This is a genomic window from Piscinibacter gummiphilus, assembly GCF_002116905.1.
GTDB lineage: Bacteria > Pseudomonadota > Gammaproteobacteria > Burkholderiales > Burkholderiaceae_C > Rhizobacter > Rhizobacter gummiphilus.
Genome location: NZ_CP015118.1, coordinates 845,477 through 864,682 on the forward strand (window position 1 = coordinate 845,477; position 19,206 = coordinate 864,682).

The 19,206-nt window shown below is 71.0% G+C and carries 19 protein-coding genes; 14 read left to right on the forward strand and 5 right to left on the reverse strand.

The window, feature by feature from the left end; translation table 11 throughout:
* Positions 1-216 precede the first annotated feature (216 nt).
* Genes A4W93_RS03840 through A4W93_RS03855 form a run of 4 tightly spaced genes read right to left on the reverse strand, consistent with a single transcriptional unit; the run spans position 217 to position 4,788 of the window.
* Positions 217-1,134, reverse strand: coding sequence for an ABC transporter permease (locus A4W93_RS03840; RefSeq protein WP_085749349.1), 918 nt, complete (start codon positions 1,132-1,134; stop codon positions 217-219).
* Entirely contained in the window at positions 1,131-2,201 is a 1,071-nt protein-coding gene (locus tag A4W93_RS03845; protein ID WP_237357688.1) for an ABC transporter permease, read from the reverse strand. The genes A4W93_RS03840 and A4W93_RS03845 overlap by 4 nt, the downstream gene beginning before the upstream one ends.
* An 11-nt stretch (positions 2,202-2,212) precedes the next feature.
* Entirely contained in the window at positions 2,213-3,799 is a 1,587-nt protein-coding gene (locus A4W93_RS03850) for an ABC transporter ATP-binding protein (RefSeq protein WP_085749351.1), read from the reverse strand.
* A 5-nt stretch (positions 3,800-3,804) separates the two neighbouring features.
* Positions 3,805-4,788 carry a BMP family protein gene (locus tag A4W93_RS03855; RefSeq protein WP_085749352.1) on the reverse strand — a complete coding sequence of 328 codons (984 nt, stop codon included), beginning with the start codon at positions 4,786-4,788 and terminating at the stop codon, positions 3,805-3,807.
* Positions 4,789-5,058: 270 nt separating this feature from the next.
* On the opposite strand from A4W93_RS03855, the gene A4W93_RS03860 reads away from it, so the two are divergent.
* The 14 genes from A4W93_RS03860 (at position 5,059) to A4W93_RS03930 (ending at position 18,209) form a co-directional block, all read left to right on the forward strand.
* A complete protein-coding gene (locus A4W93_RS03860) occupies positions 5,059-5,841 on the forward strand; it encodes a cysteine hydrolase family protein (protein ID WP_085749353.1) in 783 nt (260 codons plus the stop codon).
* 1 nt (position 5,842) lies between these two features.
* Positions 5,843-7,015 carry an amidase gene (locus tag A4W93_RS03865; RefSeq protein WP_237357689.1) on the forward strand — a complete coding sequence of 391 codons (1,173 nt, stop codon included), beginning with the start codon at positions 5,843-5,845 and terminating at the stop codon, positions 7,013-7,015.
* A 12-nt stretch (positions 7,016-7,027) separates the two neighbouring features.
* Complete coding sequence (locus A4W93_RS03870) at positions 7,028-7,705, forward strand: TetR/AcrR family transcriptional regulator (RefSeq protein ID WP_085749355.1); 678 nt, start codon at positions 7,028-7,030, stop codon at positions 7,703-7,705.
* A gap of 167 nt (positions 7,706-7,872) precedes the next feature.
* On the forward strand, positions 7,873-8,610 hold the full coding sequence (locus tag A4W93_RS03875) for a GntR family transcriptional regulator (protein WP_085749356.1): 738 nt from the start codon (positions 7,873-7,875) through the stop codon (positions 8,608-8,610).
* 139 nt (positions 8,611-8,749) lie between these two features.
* On the forward strand, positions 8,750-10,471 hold the full coding sequence (locus A4W93_RS03880; RefSeq protein WP_085749357.1) for a fumarate reductase/succinate dehydrogenase flavoprotein subunit: 1,722 nt from the start codon (positions 8,750-8,752) through the stop codon (positions 10,469-10,471).
* Between the two features lie 9 nt (positions 10,472-10,480).
* Positions 10,481-10,723, forward strand: a complete 243-nt coding sequence (locus A4W93_RS03885) for a 4Fe-4S dicluster domain-containing protein (RefSeq protein ID WP_085749358.1) — start codon at positions 10,481-10,483, stop codon at positions 10,721-10,723.
* Between the two features lie 19 nt (positions 10,724-10,742).
* A complete protein-coding gene (locus A4W93_RS03890; RefSeq protein WP_085749359.1) occupies positions 10,743-12,161 on the forward strand; it encodes an ABC transporter substrate-binding protein in 1,419 nt (472 codons plus the stop codon).
* On the forward strand, positions 12,158-12,985 hold the full coding sequence (locus tag A4W93_RS03895) for an ABC transporter permease (protein WP_085749360.1): 828 nt from the start codon (positions 12,158-12,160) through the stop codon (positions 12,983-12,985). The genes A4W93_RS03890 and A4W93_RS03895 overlap by 4 nt, the downstream gene beginning before the upstream one ends.
* On the forward strand, positions 12,982-13,809 hold the full coding sequence (locus A4W93_RS03900) for an ABC transporter ATP-binding protein (protein WP_085749361.1): 828 nt from the start codon (positions 12,982-12,984) through the stop codon (positions 13,807-13,809). The genes A4W93_RS03895 and A4W93_RS03900 overlap by 4 nt, the downstream gene beginning before the upstream one ends.
* An 11-nt stretch (positions 13,810-13,820) precedes the next feature.
* Complete coding sequence (locus A4W93_RS03905) at positions 13,821-14,759, forward strand: HEAT repeat domain-containing protein (RefSeq protein ID WP_085749362.1); 939 nt, start codon at positions 13,821-13,823, stop codon at positions 14,757-14,759.
* Positions 14,756-15,025, forward strand: coding sequence for a DUF971 domain-containing protein (locus A4W93_RS03910; RefSeq protein ID WP_085749363.1), 270 nt, complete (start codon positions 14,756-14,758; stop codon positions 15,023-15,025). The genes A4W93_RS03905 and A4W93_RS03910 overlap by 4 nt, the downstream gene beginning before the upstream one ends.
* 53 nt (positions 15,026-15,078) lie before the next feature.
* Positions 15,079-15,750, forward strand: a complete 672-nt coding sequence (locus A4W93_RS03915) for a phosphoribosyltransferase (protein ID WP_085749364.1) — start codon at positions 15,079-15,081, stop codon at positions 15,748-15,750.
* Complete coding sequence (locus tag A4W93_RS03920) at positions 15,747-16,046, forward strand: hypothetical protein (RefSeq protein ID WP_085749365.1); 300 nt, start codon at positions 15,747-15,749, stop codon at positions 16,044-16,046. Before A4W93_RS03915 ends, A4W93_RS03920 begins: the two co-directional genes overlap by 4 nt.
* Positions 16,047-16,490: 444 nt before the next feature.
* Entirely contained in the window at positions 16,491-18,209 is a 1,719-nt protein-coding gene (locus tag A4W93_RS03930; RefSeq protein ID WP_174694875.1) for a DUF6055 domain-containing protein, read from the forward strand.
* Between the two features lie 9 nt (positions 18,210-18,218).
* Here the strand turns inward: A4W93_RS03930 and A4W93_RS03935 are convergent, their stop codons facing one another.
* The gene (locus A4W93_RS03935) at positions 18,219-19,154 is read right to left on the reverse strand and encodes a LysR family transcriptional regulator (RefSeq protein ID WP_085749366.1); all 936 of its coding nucleotides are present in this window, start codon (positions 19,152-19,154) and stop codon (positions 18,219-18,221) included.
* Between the last annotated feature and the right edge of the window lie 52 nt (positions 19,155-19,206).

Consider the following 19,206-nt stretch of genomic DNA (forward strand, 5'->3'; position numbering starts at 1 on the left):
AACCGTTTGTGTATCGGTTTACTGCAACGATTTACTGTAACGGTTTACCGATTTTTGACGGCCTAGGGATTACCCGGTCCAGCGGAAAGCACGTTGTGATTCCCCCCAAAAACGAGTCATCCCGGCGGAGGCCGGGACCCTGGGCGCTGCGAGGAACGCTCGGGGTCCCGGCCTGCGCCGGGATGACAGGAAGTTTTTCGGGCGGCCGGGAGGGGGTCAGCGCACGTAGGCTTGCGTCAACGCCGCCGGCGACGTCTGCCGCCCCACGAGCCCACCCACCGCCAGCAGGGCCAGCAGGTACGGCAGCATGATCAGCAGCGCCCCCGGCACCTCGATGCCCATCGCGGGCAGCTGGAACTGCAGCGCGGTGGCCGCGCCGAACAGCAGGCAGGCGCCGGCCGTGCGGCCGAACTTCCAGTTGCCGAAGATCACGGCCGCGATGGCGAGGTAGCCCGCGCCGCTGGTCATGCCTTCGGTGAAGGTGTGGATGTCGCCGATGGAGAGGAAACACCCGGCCAGCGCCGACGTGAAGCCGCAGAACAGCACCGCGCCGTAGCGCACCGCGTTGACGGAGAGGCCCGCCTTGTCGAGCGCGCGCGGCGCGACGCCCGCCGAATGGATCGCGAGGCCGAGCGCCGTGTAGCGCATGACCCAGGCGGCCGCGAGGATCACCACCACCGCCACGTACAGCAGCCAGGCCTGGCGGAACACCGCCTCGCCGAAGACGGGGATGTCGCCGAGGAAGGGCGGCGCCCACTTCTCGAGGCCGGGGATGGTCTCGCGCGAGCGGCCACCGAAGATCTCGCGGTACGCGAGCGTGGTGGCGCCGAGCGCGAGGATGTTGATGCCGATGCCCGTGACGATCTGGTTCGCGCGCAGCGTGATGCTGAGCCACGCCTGCAGCAGCGCCACCGGCATCACGGCCGCGAGGCCGATCAGCAGCCCGAGGCCCGGCGAGCCGGTGGCCCACGAGCCCACGGCGCCCGCGAACGCGCCCGTCAGCATCATCCCCTCGACGCTCATGTTGAGCACGCCCGCGCGTTCGCTGACGAGTTCGCCGGTGGCCGACAGCAGCAGCGGGGCGGCCAGGCGCAGCGTGGAGCCGACGAACACGGCGGCCATTTCTTCCGTCATCGCGGAGTCTCCTTCTTGTCGAGGCGGTGCGCCGCACCGGCGAGTGTCACGATGATCAAACCCTGGATCACGACGACGAGGGCGGTGGGCACGTTGGCCGACATCTCCATGTTGATGCCGCCCGAGCGCAGGAAGCCGAACAGCAGCGAGCCCGCGACCACACCGGTGACCGATCCGCGCGCGAGCAGGCCCACGACGAGGCCGTCGAACCCGTAGCTCGACGAGAAGCCGGTCTTGAGCGAGTACTGCTCCCCCTGCAGCATGAAGGCGCCCGCGAGGCCGCCGAGGGCGCCCGCGGCGAACAGCACACCCACCACCGACGACACCATCGGCATGCCGGCCCGGCGAGCGGCCAGCGGGTTCAGGCCCACCGCGCGCAGGCGCAGCCCGAGCACGGTGCGGTTCAGCACCACGGCCACGACGATCGCGAGCACGATGCCCACCGGCAGGCCCCAGTGCAGCGGCATCGAGAAGTCGCCGGTGAGCAGCGGGATCTTCGTCGGGTCGGGAATCTCGAGCGATTCGGGCAACGTGGTGGCGTTGCTGACCGGCTGGCGCAGCAGCTGTTCGCTCTGCACGCTGCCGTACACCATCCACACGGCGATGAACGACAGCATCAGCGTGCTGATGACCTCGTTCGTGCCCACCTTGGCCTTCAGCACGCCGGCGATGGCGCCCCACAGCCCGCCCGCGAGGGCGGCGGCCAGCGCGGGCAGCACGAAGGCGAGGCCGGCAGGCAGCTCCTTCGCGCCGCCGTACAGCGCGACGGCGGTGGCGACGATGCCGCCGACGGCGATCTGGCCTTCGCCGCCGACGTTGGTGAGGTTGGCACGTTGCGCGAGCACGAAGCCGAGGCCCACGAGCGCGAACGCGAGGCTGCGGTTCAGCGAGGCCGCCACCGCGTACGGCGAGCCCCAGGCGCCTTCGGCGAACGCTTCGATGGCGTCGCCCACCGGCACGCCCATCAGCGCGACCAGCAGCAGGCCGAAGGCGAGGGCGCCCAGCACGGCGGCGAGGGAGATCCAGACGGCGGGCCGCGCAAGGGCCGACCGCCAGGGCGAAGTCATGGCAACGGTGTTCATTCGGTGTGGCCCGCCATCCAGGCGCCGATGCGGTCGCGGTGCGCCACGTCGGCCGGGCATTGGCCCATCACGCGGCCGCGGTACAGCACGACCACGCGGTCGGCGACGGCGAGCAGTTCGTCGAGTTCGGAGGAGATCAGCAGCACGCCCACGCCGCGGTCGCATGCGGCGCGGATGTGGCCGTACACGGCCTCCACCGCACCCACGTCGAGGCCGCGCGTGGGCTGGGCGGCGAGCAGGAAGGAGAGGCCGTCGAGCGTGAGTTCACGCGCCAGCACGGCCTTCTGCTGGTTGCCACCGGAGAGGCCCCCGAAGGTCACGTCGGGGCTGGCGGCGCGCACGTCGAAGCGCTGCATCAGCGCGAGCGCGTCGCGGCGCATCGCCGCGCGGTCGAGCAGGCCGAAGCGCCGGTAGCGGCCCAGGCGGTCGAGGAAGAGGTTCTCGGCGACGCTCATGCCGGTGATGCAGCCGACCGCGTGGCGGTCCTCCGGCACGATGCCGACGCCGGCCGCGGTCAGCGCACGCGGTGCCGCGGCGGTGAGTTCCTTGCCCGAGGCGAACCAGCGGCCTTCGGTGGCGGGCAGCAGGCCCGACAGCACGGCACCGAGTTCGCTCTGGCCGTTGCCCTCGACGCCGGCCACGGCGACGATCTCGCCAGGCTCGACGAGCAGCGTGAAACGATCGAGCCGCACCACCCCGTCGGGGTCGCGCACGGTGAGGCCGTCGACCATCAGCGCCGGCTCGGGCTTGCGCGAGGGGCCGGCGGGCGGCGGGGTTTCGGTGCGTTCGCGCGGGCGCAGCGGGCTCGTGTCGCGCTGGATCATCGCGCGCACGAGGTCGTCGAGGTCCTGCTCGGGGTGGTCGGAGCGGGCGGCGATGCGGCCGCCGCGCAGCACGGTGGCGCGGCGCGCCACGCGCTTGATCTCGGCGAGCTTGTGCGTCACGAGCAGGATGCCGCAGCCGGTGGCGGCGACCCGCTCGCACACGTCGAGCAGCGCGGCGATCTCGGCGGGCAGCAGCACCGCGGTGGGCTCGTCGAGCACCAGCAGGCGCGGTTCGCGCATCAGGCACTTGACGATCTCGACACGCTGGCGCTCGCCGATGGAGAGGTCCTGGATGCGCGCGTGGGGCGACAGCTGCAGCCCGTAGCGCGCGGAAAGGTCGGCGATGCGGTCGGCGCATTCGCGCCGGCGCAGCACGCCGCGGGTCTGCTGGCCGAGCAGCAGGTTGTCGACGACGCTCAGGTCGGGCACGAGGCTGAAGTGCTGGTGCACCATCGCCACGCGCGACGCGAGCGCGTCGGCCGGGCCGGCCGGGCGGTAGGCCCGGCCGTCGAGGGCCATCTCGCCGTCGTCCGGCGCGTACACGCCGAAGATCAGGTTGCACAGCGTGGACTTGCCCGCGCCGTTTTCACCGAGCAGGCAGTGCACCTCGCCCGGGGCGAGTTCGAGCGACACGTCGGCCAGCGCCTGCAGCGAACCGAACCGCTTGCCCATGCCCGCGAGGGACAGCAGCGAAGGTGCCGCCACCTCGGCGGACGCTTCCGGAACGGAGCGCGCGGGCTCCAGCACGTCGTGCGACATCGCGATCAGCCCTCGAGTACCTTGATCTTGCCGCTCTGGATGTCCTTCTTGATCTCGTCGATCTTGGCCTTCATTGCCGGCGTGGCGCCGCACGCGCTCATGTCGGAAGCCTTCGAACCCATCGCGAGGCCGAAGGGCTTGTAGCCCGCCTTCCACGTGCCGGCCACGGCCTCGTCGATGGCGTACTCGACCTGGTAGCCCACGCCGGTGATGCTGTAGGCGATGTAGAGCGGGTCGGAGCCGCAGCGGTCGGTGTAGCTGCCGATGATGTGCGTGCCTTTTTCCTTCGCCGCCTGCTCCATGCCGCGCAGGCCCAGGTTGAGGATGTGGTAGTGGACGTCGGCGCCCTGCGCGATGGCGGCGAGCGTGGCCTCCTTCGACTTGGCCACGTCGTCGAAGTTGCCCGTGTAGTTCTCGACGTACTTGATCTTCGGGTTGATGTACGCGGCGCCCTTGCCGAACTCCTTGCCCGCGTTGACGATGGACGGGATCTCCATGCCACCCACGTAGCTCACGGCCCCGGTCTTCGAGAGCATGGCGGCGGTGGCGCCGGCCACGAAGGCGATCTCGGCCTGCTTCACGTCGTAGCCCGCCACGTTGGGCAGTTCGTCGCCCTTGCTGCCGCCCACGATCGAGAACTTCGTCTTCGGGAAGCGCTTGGACACCTTGAGCAGCGCGGCCTGCGTCTGGCCGCCCACGCCGATCACGAGCTGGTTCTTCGACGCGAGGTTCGTCAGCGCCTGCTCCATGTCGGCGTAGTTGATGTTCTCGATCATCTGCACCTTGATCTTGTCGCCGTGCTTCTTCTGCGCGGCGACGAGGCCGTCGTAGCCCGACTCCATCCAGCCCTTGTCCGACTTGGAGCCGGGGATCAGGATGCCGATGCGGGTGGCATCGGCGGAGAAGGCCGCGAAGGGCACCGCCACCAGGCCGGCGGCGAGGAGGGCACGGAGGGAGAAGGACCGGCGGGACGTGGAGCTGGACAACATGGCATTCCTTTCGCTTAAGGGGGTGTGTTCTTGTAATTAATCACTTACTGAGTTCACGGTCGCCGTGTTTGCAATAACGATGCCAAGCGCCTCTCTCTCCCTCGGTGACGCCCGGTGTGCGCCGGGTGGCGTGGCGCGGGTGGCATCGCGTGCGGGCAGGGCCGGCGCCACCGGCTTCGGTGCATCATGCCCCGAAGCGAGGCGCGAGGCCCCGCAAGCGTGCGGCGTGGCGTGGACGACGTTCGTGTTCCTCACCCCCTGGAGATCCGCATGACATCCGAAACGAAGGGCCGCCTCGGCACCGCTGACCACTACCACTGGATCGCCTCGCCCGCCGAGGTCGACATGGCGATGCCCGCGCCCGCCCCCGTGCCGCTGAGCGTGCTGGCCGAGCCGCAGAACATCAAGGTCGACCTCGCGCGCACCGCGATCGTCGTGATCGACATGCAGAACGACTTCTGCGCACCGGGCGGCTGGGTCGACGCGATCGGGGGCGACTACCAGAGCGACCGTGCGCCCATCGCCCCGCTGCAGAAGCTGCTGCCCGCGCTGCGCGCGAAGGGCGTGCCGGTGATCTGGGTCAACTGGGGCAACCGGCCCGACCTCGCGAACATGCCGCCGAACCAGATCCACCTCTACAAACCGAAGGGCGAGGGCATCGGCCTCGGCGACCCGCTGCCCGGCAGCGGCGCCCCGGTGCTGCAGAAGGACTCGTGGGCCGCGGCGGTCGTCGACGAACTCGCGCCGCTGCCCGGCGACCTCTCGGTCGACAAGCACCGCATCAGCGGCTTCTGGGACACGCCGCTCGACAGCATCCTGCGCAACCTCGGCACGAAGACGATCCTGTTCGCCGGCGTGAACACCGACCAGTGCGTGCTGCACTCGCTGACCGACGCGAACTTCCTCGGCTACGGCTGCGTGCTGGTCGAGGACTGCTGCGCCACCAGTTCGCCGGCCTTCTGCACCGAGGCCACCGTCTGGAACGTCAAGAAGTGCTTCGGGTTCGTCACCGACTCGGCGCGCCTGCTCGATGCCCTCGGCAGCGGAGGCTGACGTGACCGACGACCACGGTGCGTTCGTGCCGGGCGGGCGGGTCTCGCGCGGCCCCACGGGGTCGGGCGCGCTCGACGGGCTGCGCTTCGCGGTGAAGGACCTCATCGACGTGGAGGGCCTGGTGACCGGCGGGGGCAACCCCGACTGGGCCGCGTCGCAGCGGCCCGCGCCGGCCGACGCGCCCGCGGTGCGTGCGCTGCGGGCCGCGGGCGCCTCGCTGGTCGGCAAGACCGTCACGGACGAACTGGCCTTCAGCCTCGAGGGCGAGAACCACCACCACGGCACGCCGCGCAACCCGCGTGCGCCGGGCCGGCTGCCGGGCGGCTCGTCCAGCGGGTCGGCGGTGGCCGTGGCCGCGGGCCTGGCCGACGTGGCGCTCGGCACCGACACGGGCGGGTCGGTGCGCGTGCCGGCCTCGTTCTGCGGCGTGTTCGGCTTCCGCCCGACCCACGGCCGCGTGCCACTCGACGGCGTGGTGCCGTTCGCGCCCAGCTTCGACACCGTGGGCTGGTTCGCGGCCACGGGCGAGGTGCTGCAGCGCGCGGGGCGGGTGCTGCTCGGCGACACCGGCTCGGCCGCGGCGCCGCTGCACCTCGTGCGCCTCGACGACGCGCTGGCCGCCGCCGACCCGGGCAGCCGCACGCGCCTCGTGCCGCTGGCCCGCGCGCTCGGCGCGCTGGACGGCTTCGACGTGTTCGAGGGCGACCGTGCGTCATGGCTGCGCGCCTACCAGGTGCTCCAGGGCGCGGAGATCCGCGAGACGCTGGGCGGCTGGATCGCCGAACGGCGGCCCCGTTTCGGTCCGTCGATCGCCCCCCGTTTCCACGGCCTCGCCGGCATCGCGGCCGCCGAGATCGACACGTGGCGGGCGTGGCGCGCCGCGCAGGTCCGGCGGCTGCACGCGCTGTTCCCCGCGGACCGGCCCACGGCCTGGGTGCTGCCCAGCGCCCCCGGCGTCGCGCTGCGCCGCACCGCCTCGGCCGACGACCGCGGCCGCTTCTACGACGTGGCGCTGGCGCTGGGCGCCATCGCCGGCCATGCGGGCCTTCCGCAGGTGAGCCTGCCGCTCGCGACGAGCGACGGCCTGCCCGTCGGCCTGTCCGTGATCGGGCCTCCGGGCAGCGACGAAGCCCTGCTGGCGCTGGCCGCCGGCCTCGACACCGACCATCCCTGAGAATCCGAGCCCATGCCGACCCCCACTGCCCGCCGCCCGAAACGTGATCCCGCGAAGACCCGCGCCGGCATCCTGAAGGCCGCCGTCGCCGAGTTCGCGGCGAAAGGCTACAGCGGCGCCCGCACCGAGCAGATCGTGAAGCGGGCCAAGACCAACATCCGCATGCTGTACCACTACTTCGGGGACAAGGACGGCCTGTACGTCTGCGTGCTGGAGGAGGTGCTCGCGAAGCTGCGCACCGAGGAGTTGCAGCTCGACGTGGGCGGCACCGTGCCGCTCGACGGCATCCTGCAGATGTTCGACTTCATCGACGGGCACTTCGCCCGCCACCCCGAGCTGCGCAACCTGCTCGCGTTCGAGAACCTGAACCGCGCGCAGCACCTGAAGCGCTCCACGCGCATCCCCGAGATGGCGACGCCCGTGCTCGGGCTGCTCGACGGCCTGCTGCAGCGTGGCGCCGAGGAGGGTTCGCTGCGCCCGGACATCGACGCGCTGCACCTCTACATCACGATGGTCAGCATGGTGTACTACAGCAAGGCCCACGTGTTCACGCTGTCGCGCATCTTCGCGGAGGACCTGCTGGCGCCCGAATGGCAGCAGCGCCAGCGCGAGCAGGCGAGGGCGATGCTGACGGCGTACCTCGCGCCGCCGGCAACCTGTTCGAAACCCAGCAAACGCAAGGCGAAGTGATGGAAAGACAGCAGCGCTGCTGGCTTTCCGGCGGAGCTGCATCCTGCGTGGGTTTGCTGATTTTCCTTTTCGAATCAATGGGTTGAGTGCTTGGCGAAGGGTGGGAGCCCCTCGGCACATCGCTTGCGAAAGACCGGTCCTGACATGACCAGTCCACGCAAGCCCGCATGACCTTCACCAGCCTCCGGCTTCCCACCCCGACGCTCCACGGCCGCATCCGCGAGGAGTTGCGGGAGCGCATCCTCTCCGGCGCCTGGCAGCCACACGACCGCGTGCCGTCCGAGAGTGCGCTGATGGCGCAGTACGGCGTCAGCCGCATCACCGTGCGCCAGGCGCTCGGCGACCTCGAGAGCGCCCGCATGATCTTCAAGGTGCCCGGCAAGGGCGCCTTCGTCGCCGAGGCCAAGCCGTTCCAGGAACTCGGCCGGCTGCAGGGCTTCGCCGAGGCCATGGGCGAGAGGGGCCACGAGACCTTCAACCGCGTGCTGCGCTGCGAGACGGTCGCGGCGGACGACACCGTGGCCGACCGCCTGCGGCTCGCGCCCGGCACGCCGGTCACCCACATCCGGCGCGTGCGCTACCTCGGGCGTGAGCCGGTGTCGGTGGACCACACCTGGCTGCCCGCCGAACTCGGCGAACGTGTGGTCCGCGAGGACCTCGCCACGCGCGACATCTTCCTGATCCTCGAGAACGAGGGCGCCACGCCGCTCGGCCACGCCGACCTCGCGCTGGGGGCGACCGTCGCCGACGCGGAGATCGCCACGCAGCTCGGTGTCAGCGTCGGCTCGCCGGTGCTGCACATCGAGCGGCTGACCAGCGACCGCGAGGGCCGGCCGATCGACTTCGAACACCTGTACTGCCGCTCGGACAGCTTCCAGTACCGCCTGCGGCTGCAGCGCCGCTGAAGGAACACGCCATGAAGAAACCACGCACGAAGAAAAGCTCCGTCATCCCGGCGAAGGCCGGGACCCTGTGCCTTGCGATGGACGCCCGAGGTCCCGGCCTTCGCCGGGACGACAGCGTTCGGGTGAGCGAGGTGGCGGCATGAACACCATCGAAACCGAAGTCGACGTCCTCGTCATCGGCGGCGGCACCGCCGGCCCGATGGCCGCTGTCAAGGCCAAGCAGGCCAACCCCGCGCTGCGCGTGCTGCTGCTCGAGAAGGCCAACGTCAAGCGCAGCGGCGCCATCTCGATGGGCATGGACGGCTTGAACAACGCCGTGATCCCCGGCCACGCCACGCCCGAGCAGTACGTGCGCGAGATCACCATCGCGAACGACGGCATCGTCAACCAGAAGACGGTGATGGCCTACGCCACGCAGAGCTTCGCGATGATCGAGGAGCTCGACCGCTGGGGCGTGAAGTTCGAGAAGGACGAGACGGGCGACTACGCCGTCAAGAAGGTGCACCACATGGGCAGCTACGTGCTGCCGATGCCCGAGGGGCACGACATCAAGAAGGTGCTGTACCGCCAGCTCAAGCGCACGCGGGTCGAGATCACCAACCGCCTGGTGGCGACAAGGCTGCTGACGGGCCCGGACGGCCGCATCGCCGGCGCGATGGCCTTCGACTGCCGCACCGCCGACTTCCACGTGATCCGCGCGAAGTCGGTGGTGCTCGCCTGCGGCGCCGCCGGGCGCCTGGGCCTGCCGTCGTCGGGCTACCTGTTCGGGACGTACGAGAACCCCACCAACGCGGGCGACGGCTACGCGATGGCGTACCACGCGGGCGCCGAGCTCTCGGGCATCGAGTGCTTCCAGATCAACCCGCTGATCAAGGACTACAACGGCCCGGCCTGCGCGTACGTCACCGGCCCGTTCGGCGGCTACACCACCAACGCCGAGGGCCAGCGCTTCATCGAGTGCGACTACTGGAGCGGCCAGATGATGTGGGAGTTCTACCAGGAGCTGCAGGGTGGCAAGGGCCCGGTGTTCCTGAAACTCGACCACCTCGCCGAGGAAACCATCTCGACGATCGAGACCATCCTGCACACCAACGAGCGCCCGAGCCGCGGCCGTTTCCACGCGGGCCGCGGCACCGACTACCGCGAACGCCTGGTCGAGATGCACATCTCCGAGATCGGCCTGTGCAGCGGCCACTCGGCCTCCGGCGTGTGGGTGGACGAACACGCGCGCACCACGGTGCCGGGCCTGCACTCGGCCGGCGACATGGCCTGCGTGCCGCACAACTACATGCTGGGTGCGTTCGTCTACGGCCGCCTTGCGGGCGAGAGCAGCGCGGCGTGGTGTGCCGAGCACGATTTCGCGCCGGTCGACCCGGAACAGGTGGAACGCGAACGCCAGCGCGTGTGGGCGCCGCTCCAACGCGAACAGGGCCTGCCGCCCAACCAGGTGGAGTTCAAGCTGCGCCGTTTCGTCAACGACCACCTGCAGCCGCCGAAGGTCACCCGCAAGATGGAGATCGGCCTCGAGCGTTTCGAGGGCATCCGCCACGACCTCGAGCACGTCAAGGCACGCGACGCCCACGAGCTGATGCGGGCGATGGAGGTGCACGCGATCCGCGACTGTGCCGAGATGGCGGCCCGCGCCTCGCTGTTCCGCACCGAGAGCCGCTGGGGCCTGTACCACGCCCGCGTCGACTATCCCGAGCGCAACGACACCGACTGGTTCTGCCACGCCCAGCTGAAGAAGGACGAGCGCGGCGCGATGACGAGCTTCAAGCGCCCCATCGAGCCGTACCTCGTCCCCATCGCCGAAACCGAACGCAACGCCTACCGCGAACTCCGCATCGCGGTCCCTGCCTGAGAGGACACCATGCAATACGCCCCCATCGCGTTCACCCCCCACGCCGTGCCGGTGTCGGTCGACGCCGACAAGTGCATCGCCCACAAGGGCTGCACCGTGTGCGTCGACGTGTGCCCGCTCGACGTGCTGGCCATCGACCTGTCGAAGGGCACGGCCTACATGAAGTTCGACGAATGCTGGTACTGCATGCCGTGCGAGAAGGACTGCCCCACCGGCGCCGTGACCGTCGAGATCCCCTACCTGCTCCGCTGACCGACCGAGGAACCCACCGATGAACTTCCGCCTTCCCCTGACCGGCCTCGCGCTGGCCTTCGCACTCTCCGCGGCGCACGCCGGCGAAACGATCCGCGTCGCCCTCGGCACGCAGGACACCACGATCAACTGCGCCACCGGCGGCCTGCTGATCCGCGAGCTGAACCTGCTCGACAAGTACCTGCCGCGCGACGGCAAGTACAAGGACGTGACCTACGACATCCAGTGGAAGAACTTCACGTCGGGTGCCCCACTCACCAACGAGATGGTGGCCGACAAGCTCGACTTCGGCGCGATGGCCGACTTCCCCGGCTCGCTCAACGGCGCCGCGCACCTGAAGGCCGGCAAGAAGAGCATCTTCCTGTCGGTGCTGTCGGGCAGCACCTTCGGCTCGGGCAACGGCATCGTGGTGCCCACGGCCTCCAGCGTGCAATCGCTCGCCGAGCTCAAGGGCAAGCAGATCTCGGTGCCGTTCGCGTCCACGTCGCACGGCATGCTGCTGCGCGCGCTGAAGGCCCAGGGCATCGATCCTTCGACGGACGTCAACATCCTGACCCAGGCGCCCGAGGTGGCCGGCTCGGCGCTGCAGGCCAACAAGATCGACGCCCACGCCGACTTCGTGCCGTTCGCCGACCTGTTCCCATACCGCGGCTTCGCCCGCAAGATCTTCGACGGCGCCCAGGCGAACGCGCCCACGTTCCACGGCACGCTCGTGAACGCCGAGTACGCGAAGAAGTATCCCGAGATCGTGGTCGCGTACCTGCGCGCGGCGCTCGAAGCGCATCGCCTGATCACCGCCGAGCCCGAGAAGTACAGCGAACTCATCGCGAAGGTGACCGGCATCGAGGCCGAGGTGAACTACCTCTTCCATGGCCCGCTGGGCCTGCAGACGCGCGACTTCACGTGGAAGCCCGAGTACCGCCAGGCGCTCGCGACCTCCATCGACACGCTGCGCATCCTCAAGCGCCACGACTCCGACCTGACGGCCGACACGTTCATCGACGACCAGTACCTCCGCGCCGCCTTCAAGCAGGCCGGGCTCGACTACGAGGCGCAGCTGAAGTCCTACGACAAGGCGCCGCTCAAGGCGAACGACCACCTGACCGGCAAACCCATCACCGACTTCAAGCGCGTGGCCCAGGTGTGGGTGGAGGGCGAGCCGCGGGTGCGCCACTACGCCTCGCCCGAGAACGCGTTCGCCGACGCGAAGAAGGCCACCGCCGCCGGCCGCAAGATCCGCGTGATCTTCGCCCACGACGACACGCTGGGCATCAAGCTGCTCGCGAACCAGGCCTGGTTCGCCGCGGACGCGAAGGGCCAGCTGCGCGCCTTCCTGCTGAAGGATTCGGCCACGAAGTGGGCCGCCGCGAACCAGGGCAAGGTGGTCGACTTCACCGCCGCGCGCGACACCGCCACCCGCGTGGCCCTGGCGCCATGACCTCCGCGGCCGTCCTCGCGCCGCCGGACGTGGCGCCCGCGCCGGCCGGATCGCGGCGCGTCGGCCACTGGGTGGCCGGTACGCTGTCGCTCGTGGCGTGCGTGGTGCTGTGGCACCTGCTGTCGACCTTCCACGTGCGCACCCCGGTCATCACGTTCGCGAACGTGCCGCCGCCGCTGGAGGTGGCGCAGGCCGGGCTCGACCTGCTCGGGTCGCCGAAGCTGCTGCAGCACCTCGGCTGGAGCCTGTTCCGCATCGCGGCCGGCTTCGCCGCGGCCGCCGTCGCGGGCATCGGCCTCGGCCTGCTGATCGGGCGGTTCGCGTGGGCGCAGGCCGTGCTCGCGCCGCCGCTGGAGGTGCTGCGGCCCGTGCCGGCCGTCGCGTGGATACCGCTCGCGATCCTGATGTTCCCGTCGTCCGAGGTGTCGATGATCTTCGTGACCTTCACCGGCGCGGTGTTCCCGATCCTGCTCAACACCATCCACGGCGTGGAGGGCGCCGACGCGCGCCTCGTCGCGTCGGCCCGCAGCCTCGGCTGCCGCGGCGGGCGGGTGTTCACGCAGGTGATCCTGCCCGCGGCGGCGCCCAGCATCGCGACGGGCCTGTCGATCGGCATGGGCACCTGCTGGTTCTGCCTCGTGTCGGCCGAGATGATCTCGGGGCAGTTCGGCATCGGCTACTACACGTGGGAGTCGTACACCTTACAGAACTACGCCGGCATCGTCGTGGGGATGTTGTGGATCGGGCTGTTCGGCATGGGCAGCAGCGCGCTGATCCGCCAGGCCGCGCGCTGGCTGATGCCGTGGCAGGAGGGAAGAGCATGAGTGGCCACATCCAGGTCGAACGGGTCGGCATCCACCTCGGCGCGGGCCACACGCGTTTCGAGGCCGTGCACGACCTGAGCCTCGACATCGCCCCCGGCGAGTTCGTGTGCCTGCTGGGCCCGTCGGGCTGCGGCAAGTCCACGCTGCTGGGTGCCCTGGCCGGGCACCTCGTGCCCAGCAGTGGTCGCATCCGCGTGGATGGCGAGCCGGTCGACGGACCCGATCCGTCGCGCGGCCTCGTGTTCCAGCACCACACGCTGTTCCCGTGGAAGCGGGTCGTCGACAACGTCGCGTTCGGCCTGCAGATGAAGGACGTGCGGGCCGGTGAACGCCGCACGCGGGCGCGCGAGCTGCTGGCGAGCGTGGGCCTCGGCGACTTCACGGAACGCTATCCGTCGCAGCTGTCGGGTGGCATGCAGCAGCGCGTGGAGATCGCGCGCGTGCTGATCAACCGGCCCGCGGTGCTGCTGATGGACGAACCCTTCGGCGCGCTCGACGCGCTGACCCGCGTGAAGATGCAGCGCCTGCTGCTCGACGTGTGGTCGCGCGTGCGCACCACCGTCGTGTTCGTCACGCACGACATCGACGAGGCGCTGTTCCTCGCCGACCGCATCGTCGTGATGAGCGCGCGGCCCGGGCGCATCGTCGAGCAGATCGTGCTGCCGTTCGCGCGCCCGCGCGACGCCACGCTGCTGACGACGCCCGGGTTCGCCGCGCTCAAGCGCCGCTGCCTCGCGCTGCTGGAAGAGCCGGACGAGGACGACCCGCTGCCCCGCCTGACCCCGCTCGGGGAACCCGACGCCGCCTGGCGTTTCGCTGTCTGAGGATCCAACACATGACGCTGTCCGCCCGCCTGTCGAGCGACGACCCCGCGGTGCGCCGCATCGCCCTGCTCGAACTGGCCGACGACGAGGACGAGGCCGGCCTGCCGGCGCTCGTGTCGGCGCTGTCGACCGACCCTGCGCCCATCGTGCGCGACGAGGCCGCGCGCCGGCTCGCGAGCTGGGACACGCCCGAGGTGGTCGATGCGCTGGCAAACGCGCTGCTCGATCACGACACCACGGTGCGCGCCACCGCCGCGCAAAGCCTCACCGAACTGAAGGACCCCCGCTCGGGCGAACGCCTGCTGCCGTGGGCACGCCATGCCGACGCGTCGGTGCGCGCCGCCGCGTTGCGTGCGCTGCGCGAGCTGCGGCTGCCCGCGGCGGGTGAGCCGGCGCTGGAGGCCGTGGCGAGTGGCGACGCCGCCGTGCGCCGAGAGGCCGTGGGCGTGCTCGGCTGGCTCAAGCGCTCGGACGCCTTGCCCGTGCTGGCGGGGCTGGCCACGGGTGACAGCGACCCCGAGGTGCGCCGAGCGGCGGTTGGCGCGCTGGGCCTGGCCGACGGGGACGAGGAGATCGAGTCGGTTCGGGTGGCGCTGGAGTCGGCGCTGTCCGATGCCGCCTGGCCCGTGCGCGAGGAGGCCGCCGGCACGCTCGCGAAGTTGCGTCCCGCGGCGTCGGTGCCGGCGCTCCAGGCCGCGATGTCGGACGAACGCTGGCAGGTGCGCCTGCGCGCCGCCCGGGCGCTCGGCCGCCTGCGGGACCCCGCGGCGCTGCCCGAGCTGACCGAGGCGCTCGCCCATCCGATCGCCAACCTGCGCAAGGAGGCGGCCATCGCGCTCGGCGAGGTGGGCGACCCGGCCGGCGTGCCGGCGCTGGAGGTGGCCGCGGCCGATGCCGATCCCGAGGTGCGCAAGGCCGCGCGCCTGGCGCTCGGGCGGATCGCGCGATGACCGCCGCACCCGAGGCGGTCGAACTCGGCCGGGGCCGGTTGACGGTGCGCTGGCCCGACGCCGTCGTCGAGTGGCCGGCCTCGCGCCTGCGCGCGGCCTGCCGCTGCGGCGATTGCCGGTCGTTGCGGCTCGCCGGCCGGGCACCGACGGGCGAGGGCGCGGAACTCGCGGGCGCGGAACCGGTCGGACAGTACGCCCTGCAACTGGTCTTCCGCGACGGCCACGACCGCGGCATCTACCCCTGGGAGCTGCTGCGCGCGGGCTGACGAGGCATGCGGATTGCCACGTGGGGACGTGTTGTCCGCCTGGAGTTGCCGTCATGACCCGAGCCCCCTTCGAAGACCGTCGCCACGCGGGGCGCGACCTGGCGCAGCGGCTGTCCCGCTTCGCCCACCGCCCCGACGTCACCGTGCTCGCGCTGCCGCGCGGCGGGGTGCCGGTGGCGGCCGAACTGGCCAGCGCGCTGGATGCGCCGCTCGATGTGTTCATCGTGCGCAAGCTGGGGGTGCCCGGCCAGCCCGAGCTGGCGATGGGCGCCATCGCGAGTGGCGGCACACGGGTGCTGAACGAGGACATCGTCTCGTCGCTCGAGATCCATCCCGAGACGGTGGATGCCGTGACGGCCGACGAGGCCGAGGAACTGGCGCGCCGCGAGCACGCCTACCGCGACGACCGCCCGCCGATCGACGTGCGCGGCCGCACGGTGCTGCTGGTGGACGACGGCGCGGCCACGGGCGCCACGATGCGGGTGGCCGCCGAGGCGCTGCGCCAGCTTCACCCGGCGCGCATCGTCGCCGTGCTGCCCGTGGCCTCGCGCGATGCCTGCGAGCGGGTCCACCGCGTGTGCGACGCGGTGGTGTGCGCCGAGATGCCCGAGCCGTTCCATGCGGTGGCCGTCTGGTACGACCGCTTCCCGCAGGTGGAGGACGAGGAGGTGATGTCCGCCCTGGCGCTGGCCCAGGCCCATCCGGCCGGGGAGGGCGCCGCATGACGACGACGCCGTGGTTCGATCCGGCGGTGCGCCCGGTGCACGTGGGGGTCTATCGCCGCCGCTGGCCCGGTGGTCCGTTCACCTGCTGGGACGGTGAAGCCTGGCGGGCCGACGCGGCCACGCCGGAGGCCGCCGCGGCGCACGAGGCGCCAAGCCGGGTGCAGGACGCCTGTTGGCAGGGGCTCGCGGAGGCGCCCGCCGTGCTGTGCCTCACGTGCCGGGGGCACACGGTGATCGACCGCGGGGTCGACGAGGAGACGGGGGCCGACTTGATCAGCGAGTGTCCGGATTGCTGAACACGCTTACAGAAATTACCTGATCGCCCGTGCCCCCCGGGGCCGATCGCGAGGCAACATGCGCGCCGTCGTGCTGCAACCCTTCAGCGGCGTGGGCGGAGTCGGAAGGGGATGCGGTTCCTCCCACTGACCCCGGACTCATCGCCCATGGCCTTCCGCCGCGCTCCTGCCCCGTCGTCGACCCGCCTCGCGGTGCTCGTGCCCCTGATCGCACTGGTCGCCGCCTGTGGTGGGGGCGGTGGAAGCGGAAACGATGTGGTTTCGCCGCCGACGGCTGCGCCTGCACCATCTCCATCTCCAGCCCCAGCCCCAGCCCCAGCCCCAGCCCCAGCCCCAGCCCCAGCCCCAGCGCCAGCGCCAGCGCCAGCGCCAGCGCCAGCGCCCGCACCCGCACCCGCGCCAGCCCCCGCACCGGCCCCCGCCGTCGTCGACGCCGGCACGACCGTGACGACCTGGGCCCCCACCGGCGCCACGCCGAAGCCGGCGGTGACCCCCGGCACCTGGCGCGCCGGCGGCCCGAACCCCGAGCAGGCCGCCTTCGTGCTCGTGAAGGAGTCGGCCCACTTCGCGTTCTATTCGGACGAGGCGGTCTCCGACGCCGACCTGACCCTCGCCGCCGAGACCCTCGAGAACACCGTCTGGCTGAACCTGTTCGACTCGAACCTGTTCATGCCCGAGCCTTTCCACAACCAGGCCGACAAGATCAAGGCGGCGGTCCACATCCACTCCGGCTGGGGCCTGACCGGCGGAGCCTGGACCGACAGCCAGCGCAAGCTGCACCTGGGCATGTGGATCGCCCCCGCCGCGCTGAAGGACCACTGGGGCCTCACGCACGAGTTCACCCACGGCTGGCAGTCGTGGGCCGCGAGCAACGGCGGCCTGGCGTGCAACCAGTCCAACACCTGCGGCTGGATCTTCGAGAGCCACGCGAACTTCACGCCGCACCAGCTACCCGAGTACCAGGGCAACGTGCACTGCTCCGAGATGCTGCCCAACGCGCCGCACCTGTACCTCGGGTCCACGCGCGACCGGTACTGCAACTGGCAGTTCATGGAGTACCTGAAGGACAAGCACGGCCCCGAGGCGGTCACGCAGATCTGGACCACGTCGGGGGCCGACCCGCTCACCAACATCCAGAAGTCCCGCGGCTGGACCCTCGCGCAGCTCAACGACTTCATCGGCGACTGGGCGATGCACAACGTCGTGTGGGACTACCGCGCCACGCCCGCGGCCTTCCGCACGAGCTACGGCAACATCACCGCCACCGACCGGCCCGAACGGCTGCGCCGCCTGATGCCGCTGGAGGCGCTCGACACGAACTGGGCGGCGAACCGGCGCTTCACCTCGCCGTACTTCGGGTCACCGCAGCGCTTCGGCTACAACGTCGTGCGGCTGTTCCCGGAGAACGGGGCCACCACCGTGACGGTGAAGTTCCGCGGCATCGACGCGGCGGGGGCGGGCACCGATTTCCGCTGGGGCCTCGTCGCCACGAACACGCAGTTCACGTCGGCCCGCTACAGCGCGCTGCAGAAGGGGCTCGACGCCGACCTCACCTTCAAGGTCAACGCGGGCGAGCCGCTGTTCCTCGTGGTGGCGGCCACGCCGTCGGTGTTCGACACCATCGTCTGGGACCAGGCCTACGGCACGATCCGGCGCCATGCATACATGGTCGAACTGGCGAACGCCTGGCCGCAAGGCTTCCAGGGCGGCCAGCGCGACGCGTGCCCGTCGGGCACCGTGCGCCACGGCAACGGCGGCGGCTGCGCGCCGTCGAGCACGCCGTCCACCGTGTACGTGGGGCCGTACGCCACCATCCTGCCGAATGGCCGCGCGTCGGGCACCGCCCGCATCGAGGACCAGGCCATCGTCTACAACGGTTCGGTCACCGGCGGCACCGTGGGTGGCCTGAGTGTGGTGGGCGCCACCAACAGCGCCTTCACGGTCTCGGGTTCGGCGCAGGTGCGCACCACCTTCTACCCGCTCGGCTTCTTCGAGGCGAACCAGCAGGCGTCGGGCACGCTGAACCTGCATGGCGACGTGGAGTACCGCGGCGCGGGGCTCAACCTGTCGGCGGGCAACCGTTCGGGCTTCGTCGATGCCACGTCCACCGTGGGCGCGGCCACCGACGTCAACCCGCGCACCACGCCCGCGTGGCGTCCGTGACGGGCCGCGTCAGGGTTCGTGGTCGGCGCTGACCTTCGCGAAGGCCAGCTCCACGAACCGCACGAACGCGCGCACCCGCGGCGACAGCTGGTGGCGTTGCGCGTAGATCGCGTAGATGTCGGCGTCGGGCGTGCGGTACTGCGGCAGCACCTCCACGAGCCGGCCGCTGCGCAGGTAGCGGCGCACGTCCCATTCGGCGCGCATCAGCACGCCATGGCCTTCCAGCGCCCACTTCACGGCGATCTCGCCGTCGTTGGTGGACAGGCTGCCGCGGGTCTTGACGGACTCGGTGCGCTGGTTGGCGCCGCGGCGGCTCGTGAGCTTCCACACGCCGAAGCTTTCGTCGCCCTGGCGGATGCCGATGCAGTTGTGGCGGGTGAGGTCCGACGGCGAGCGGGGCGTGCCATGCTCCGCGAGGTACGCCGGCGACGCGCACAGCAGCCGCCGGTTCTCCGCGAGCCGCCGCGCCACCACCCGCGCGTCGGGCGGTTCGCCGAAGCGGATGCAGACGTCGTACGCGTCGTCGCTGAGCGGCGGCGGGTTCACCGACAGCTGCAGCTGCACCTCCACCGACGGGTTCGCGCGCGCGAAGCGCGAGACCACCGGCGCGAGGTAGCTGCGCCCGAAGCCGAGCGTGGCGTTCACGCGCAGCAGCCCCGTGGGCTGGCCCTTCGCGCTGCCGAGCAACTGCTCCATCTCGTCGATCTCGGAGAGGATGCGCCGCGCGTGCATCAGGTACAGGTCGCCCTCGGGCGTGAGGTTCATGCGGCGCGTGGTGCGCACGACCAGCGCGACCCCCAGCCGGGCCTCCATGTTCGTCAGCCGCTTGCTCACCGCGGCGGTGGTGAGGCCCAGTTCGCGCGCCGCCGCGCTCAGGCTGCCGGCGGCGGCCAGGGTAGAGAAGAACCCTAGTTCGGAAGGCTGTGCGCCTGGGGAAACCAGCATGGTTTGTTGAAAACAGGTTAAGAGTGAGTTGACTCTAGGCCCGCATCGCGCA

Bases quoted from the DNA above. Each gene is read 5' to 3' on its own strand.
- A4W93_RS03840 (WP_085749349.1), bottom strand. From the start codon at position 1,134: ATGACGGAAGAAATGGCCGCCGTGTTCGTCGGCTCCACGCTGCGCCTG.
- A4W93_RS03845 (WP_237357688.1), bottom strand. From the start codon at position 2,201: ATGACTTCGCCCTGGCGGTCGGCCCTTGCGCGGCCCGCCGTCTGGATC.
- A4W93_RS03850 (WP_085749351.1), bottom strand. From the start codon at position 3,799: ATGTCGCACGACGTGCTGGAGCCCGCGCGCTCCGTTCCGGAAGCGTCC.
- A4W93_RS03855 (WP_085749352.1), bottom strand. From the start codon at position 4,788: ATGTTGTCCAGCTCCACGTCCCGCCGGTCCTTCTCCCTCCGTGCCCTC.
- A4W93_RS03860 (WP_085749353.1), top strand. From the start codon at position 5,059: ATGACATCCGAAACGAAGGGCCGCCTCGGCACCGCTGACCACTACCAC.
- A4W93_RS03870 (WP_085749355.1), top strand. From the start codon at position 7,028: ATGCCGACCCCCACTGCCCGCCGCCCGAAACGTGATCCCGCGAAGACC.
- A4W93_RS03875 (WP_085749356.1), top strand. From the start codon at position 7,873: ATGACCTTCACCAGCCTCCGGCTTCCCACCCCGACGCTCCACGGCCGC.
- A4W93_RS03880 (WP_085749357.1), top strand. From the start codon at position 8,750: ATGAACACCATCGAAACCGAAGTCGACGTCCTCGTCATCGGCGGCGGC.
- A4W93_RS03885 (WP_085749358.1), top strand. From the start codon at position 10,481: ATGCAATACGCCCCCATCGCGTTCACCCCCCACGCCGTGCCGGTGTCG.
- A4W93_RS03890 (WP_085749359.1), top strand. From the start codon at position 10,743: ATGAACTTCCGCCTTCCCCTGACCGGCCTCGCGCTGGCCTTCGCACTC.
- A4W93_RS03895 (WP_085749360.1), top strand. From the start codon at position 12,158: ATGACCTCCGCGGCCGTCCTCGCGCCGCCGGACGTGGCGCCCGCGCCG.
- A4W93_RS03900 (WP_085749361.1), top strand. From the start codon at position 12,982: ATGAGTGGCCACATCCAGGTCGAACGGGTCGGCATCCACCTCGGCGCG.
- A4W93_RS03905 (WP_085749362.1), top strand. From the start codon at position 13,821: ATGACGCTGTCCGCCCGCCTGTCGAGCGACGACCCCGCGGTGCGCCGC.
- A4W93_RS03910 (WP_085749363.1), top strand. From the start codon at position 14,756: ATGACCGCCGCACCCGAGGCGGTCGAACTCGGCCGGGGCCGGTTGACG.
- A4W93_RS03915 (WP_085749364.1), top strand. From the start codon at position 15,079: ATGACCCGAGCCCCCTTCGAAGACCGTCGCCACGCGGGGCGCGACCTG.
- A4W93_RS03920 (WP_085749365.1), top strand. From the start codon at position 15,747: ATGACGACGACGCCGTGGTTCGATCCGGCGGTGCGCCCGGTGCACGTG.
- A4W93_RS03935 (WP_085749366.1), bottom strand. From the start codon at position 19,154: ATGCTGGTTTCCCCAGGCGCACAGCCTTCCGAACTAGGGTTCTTCTCT.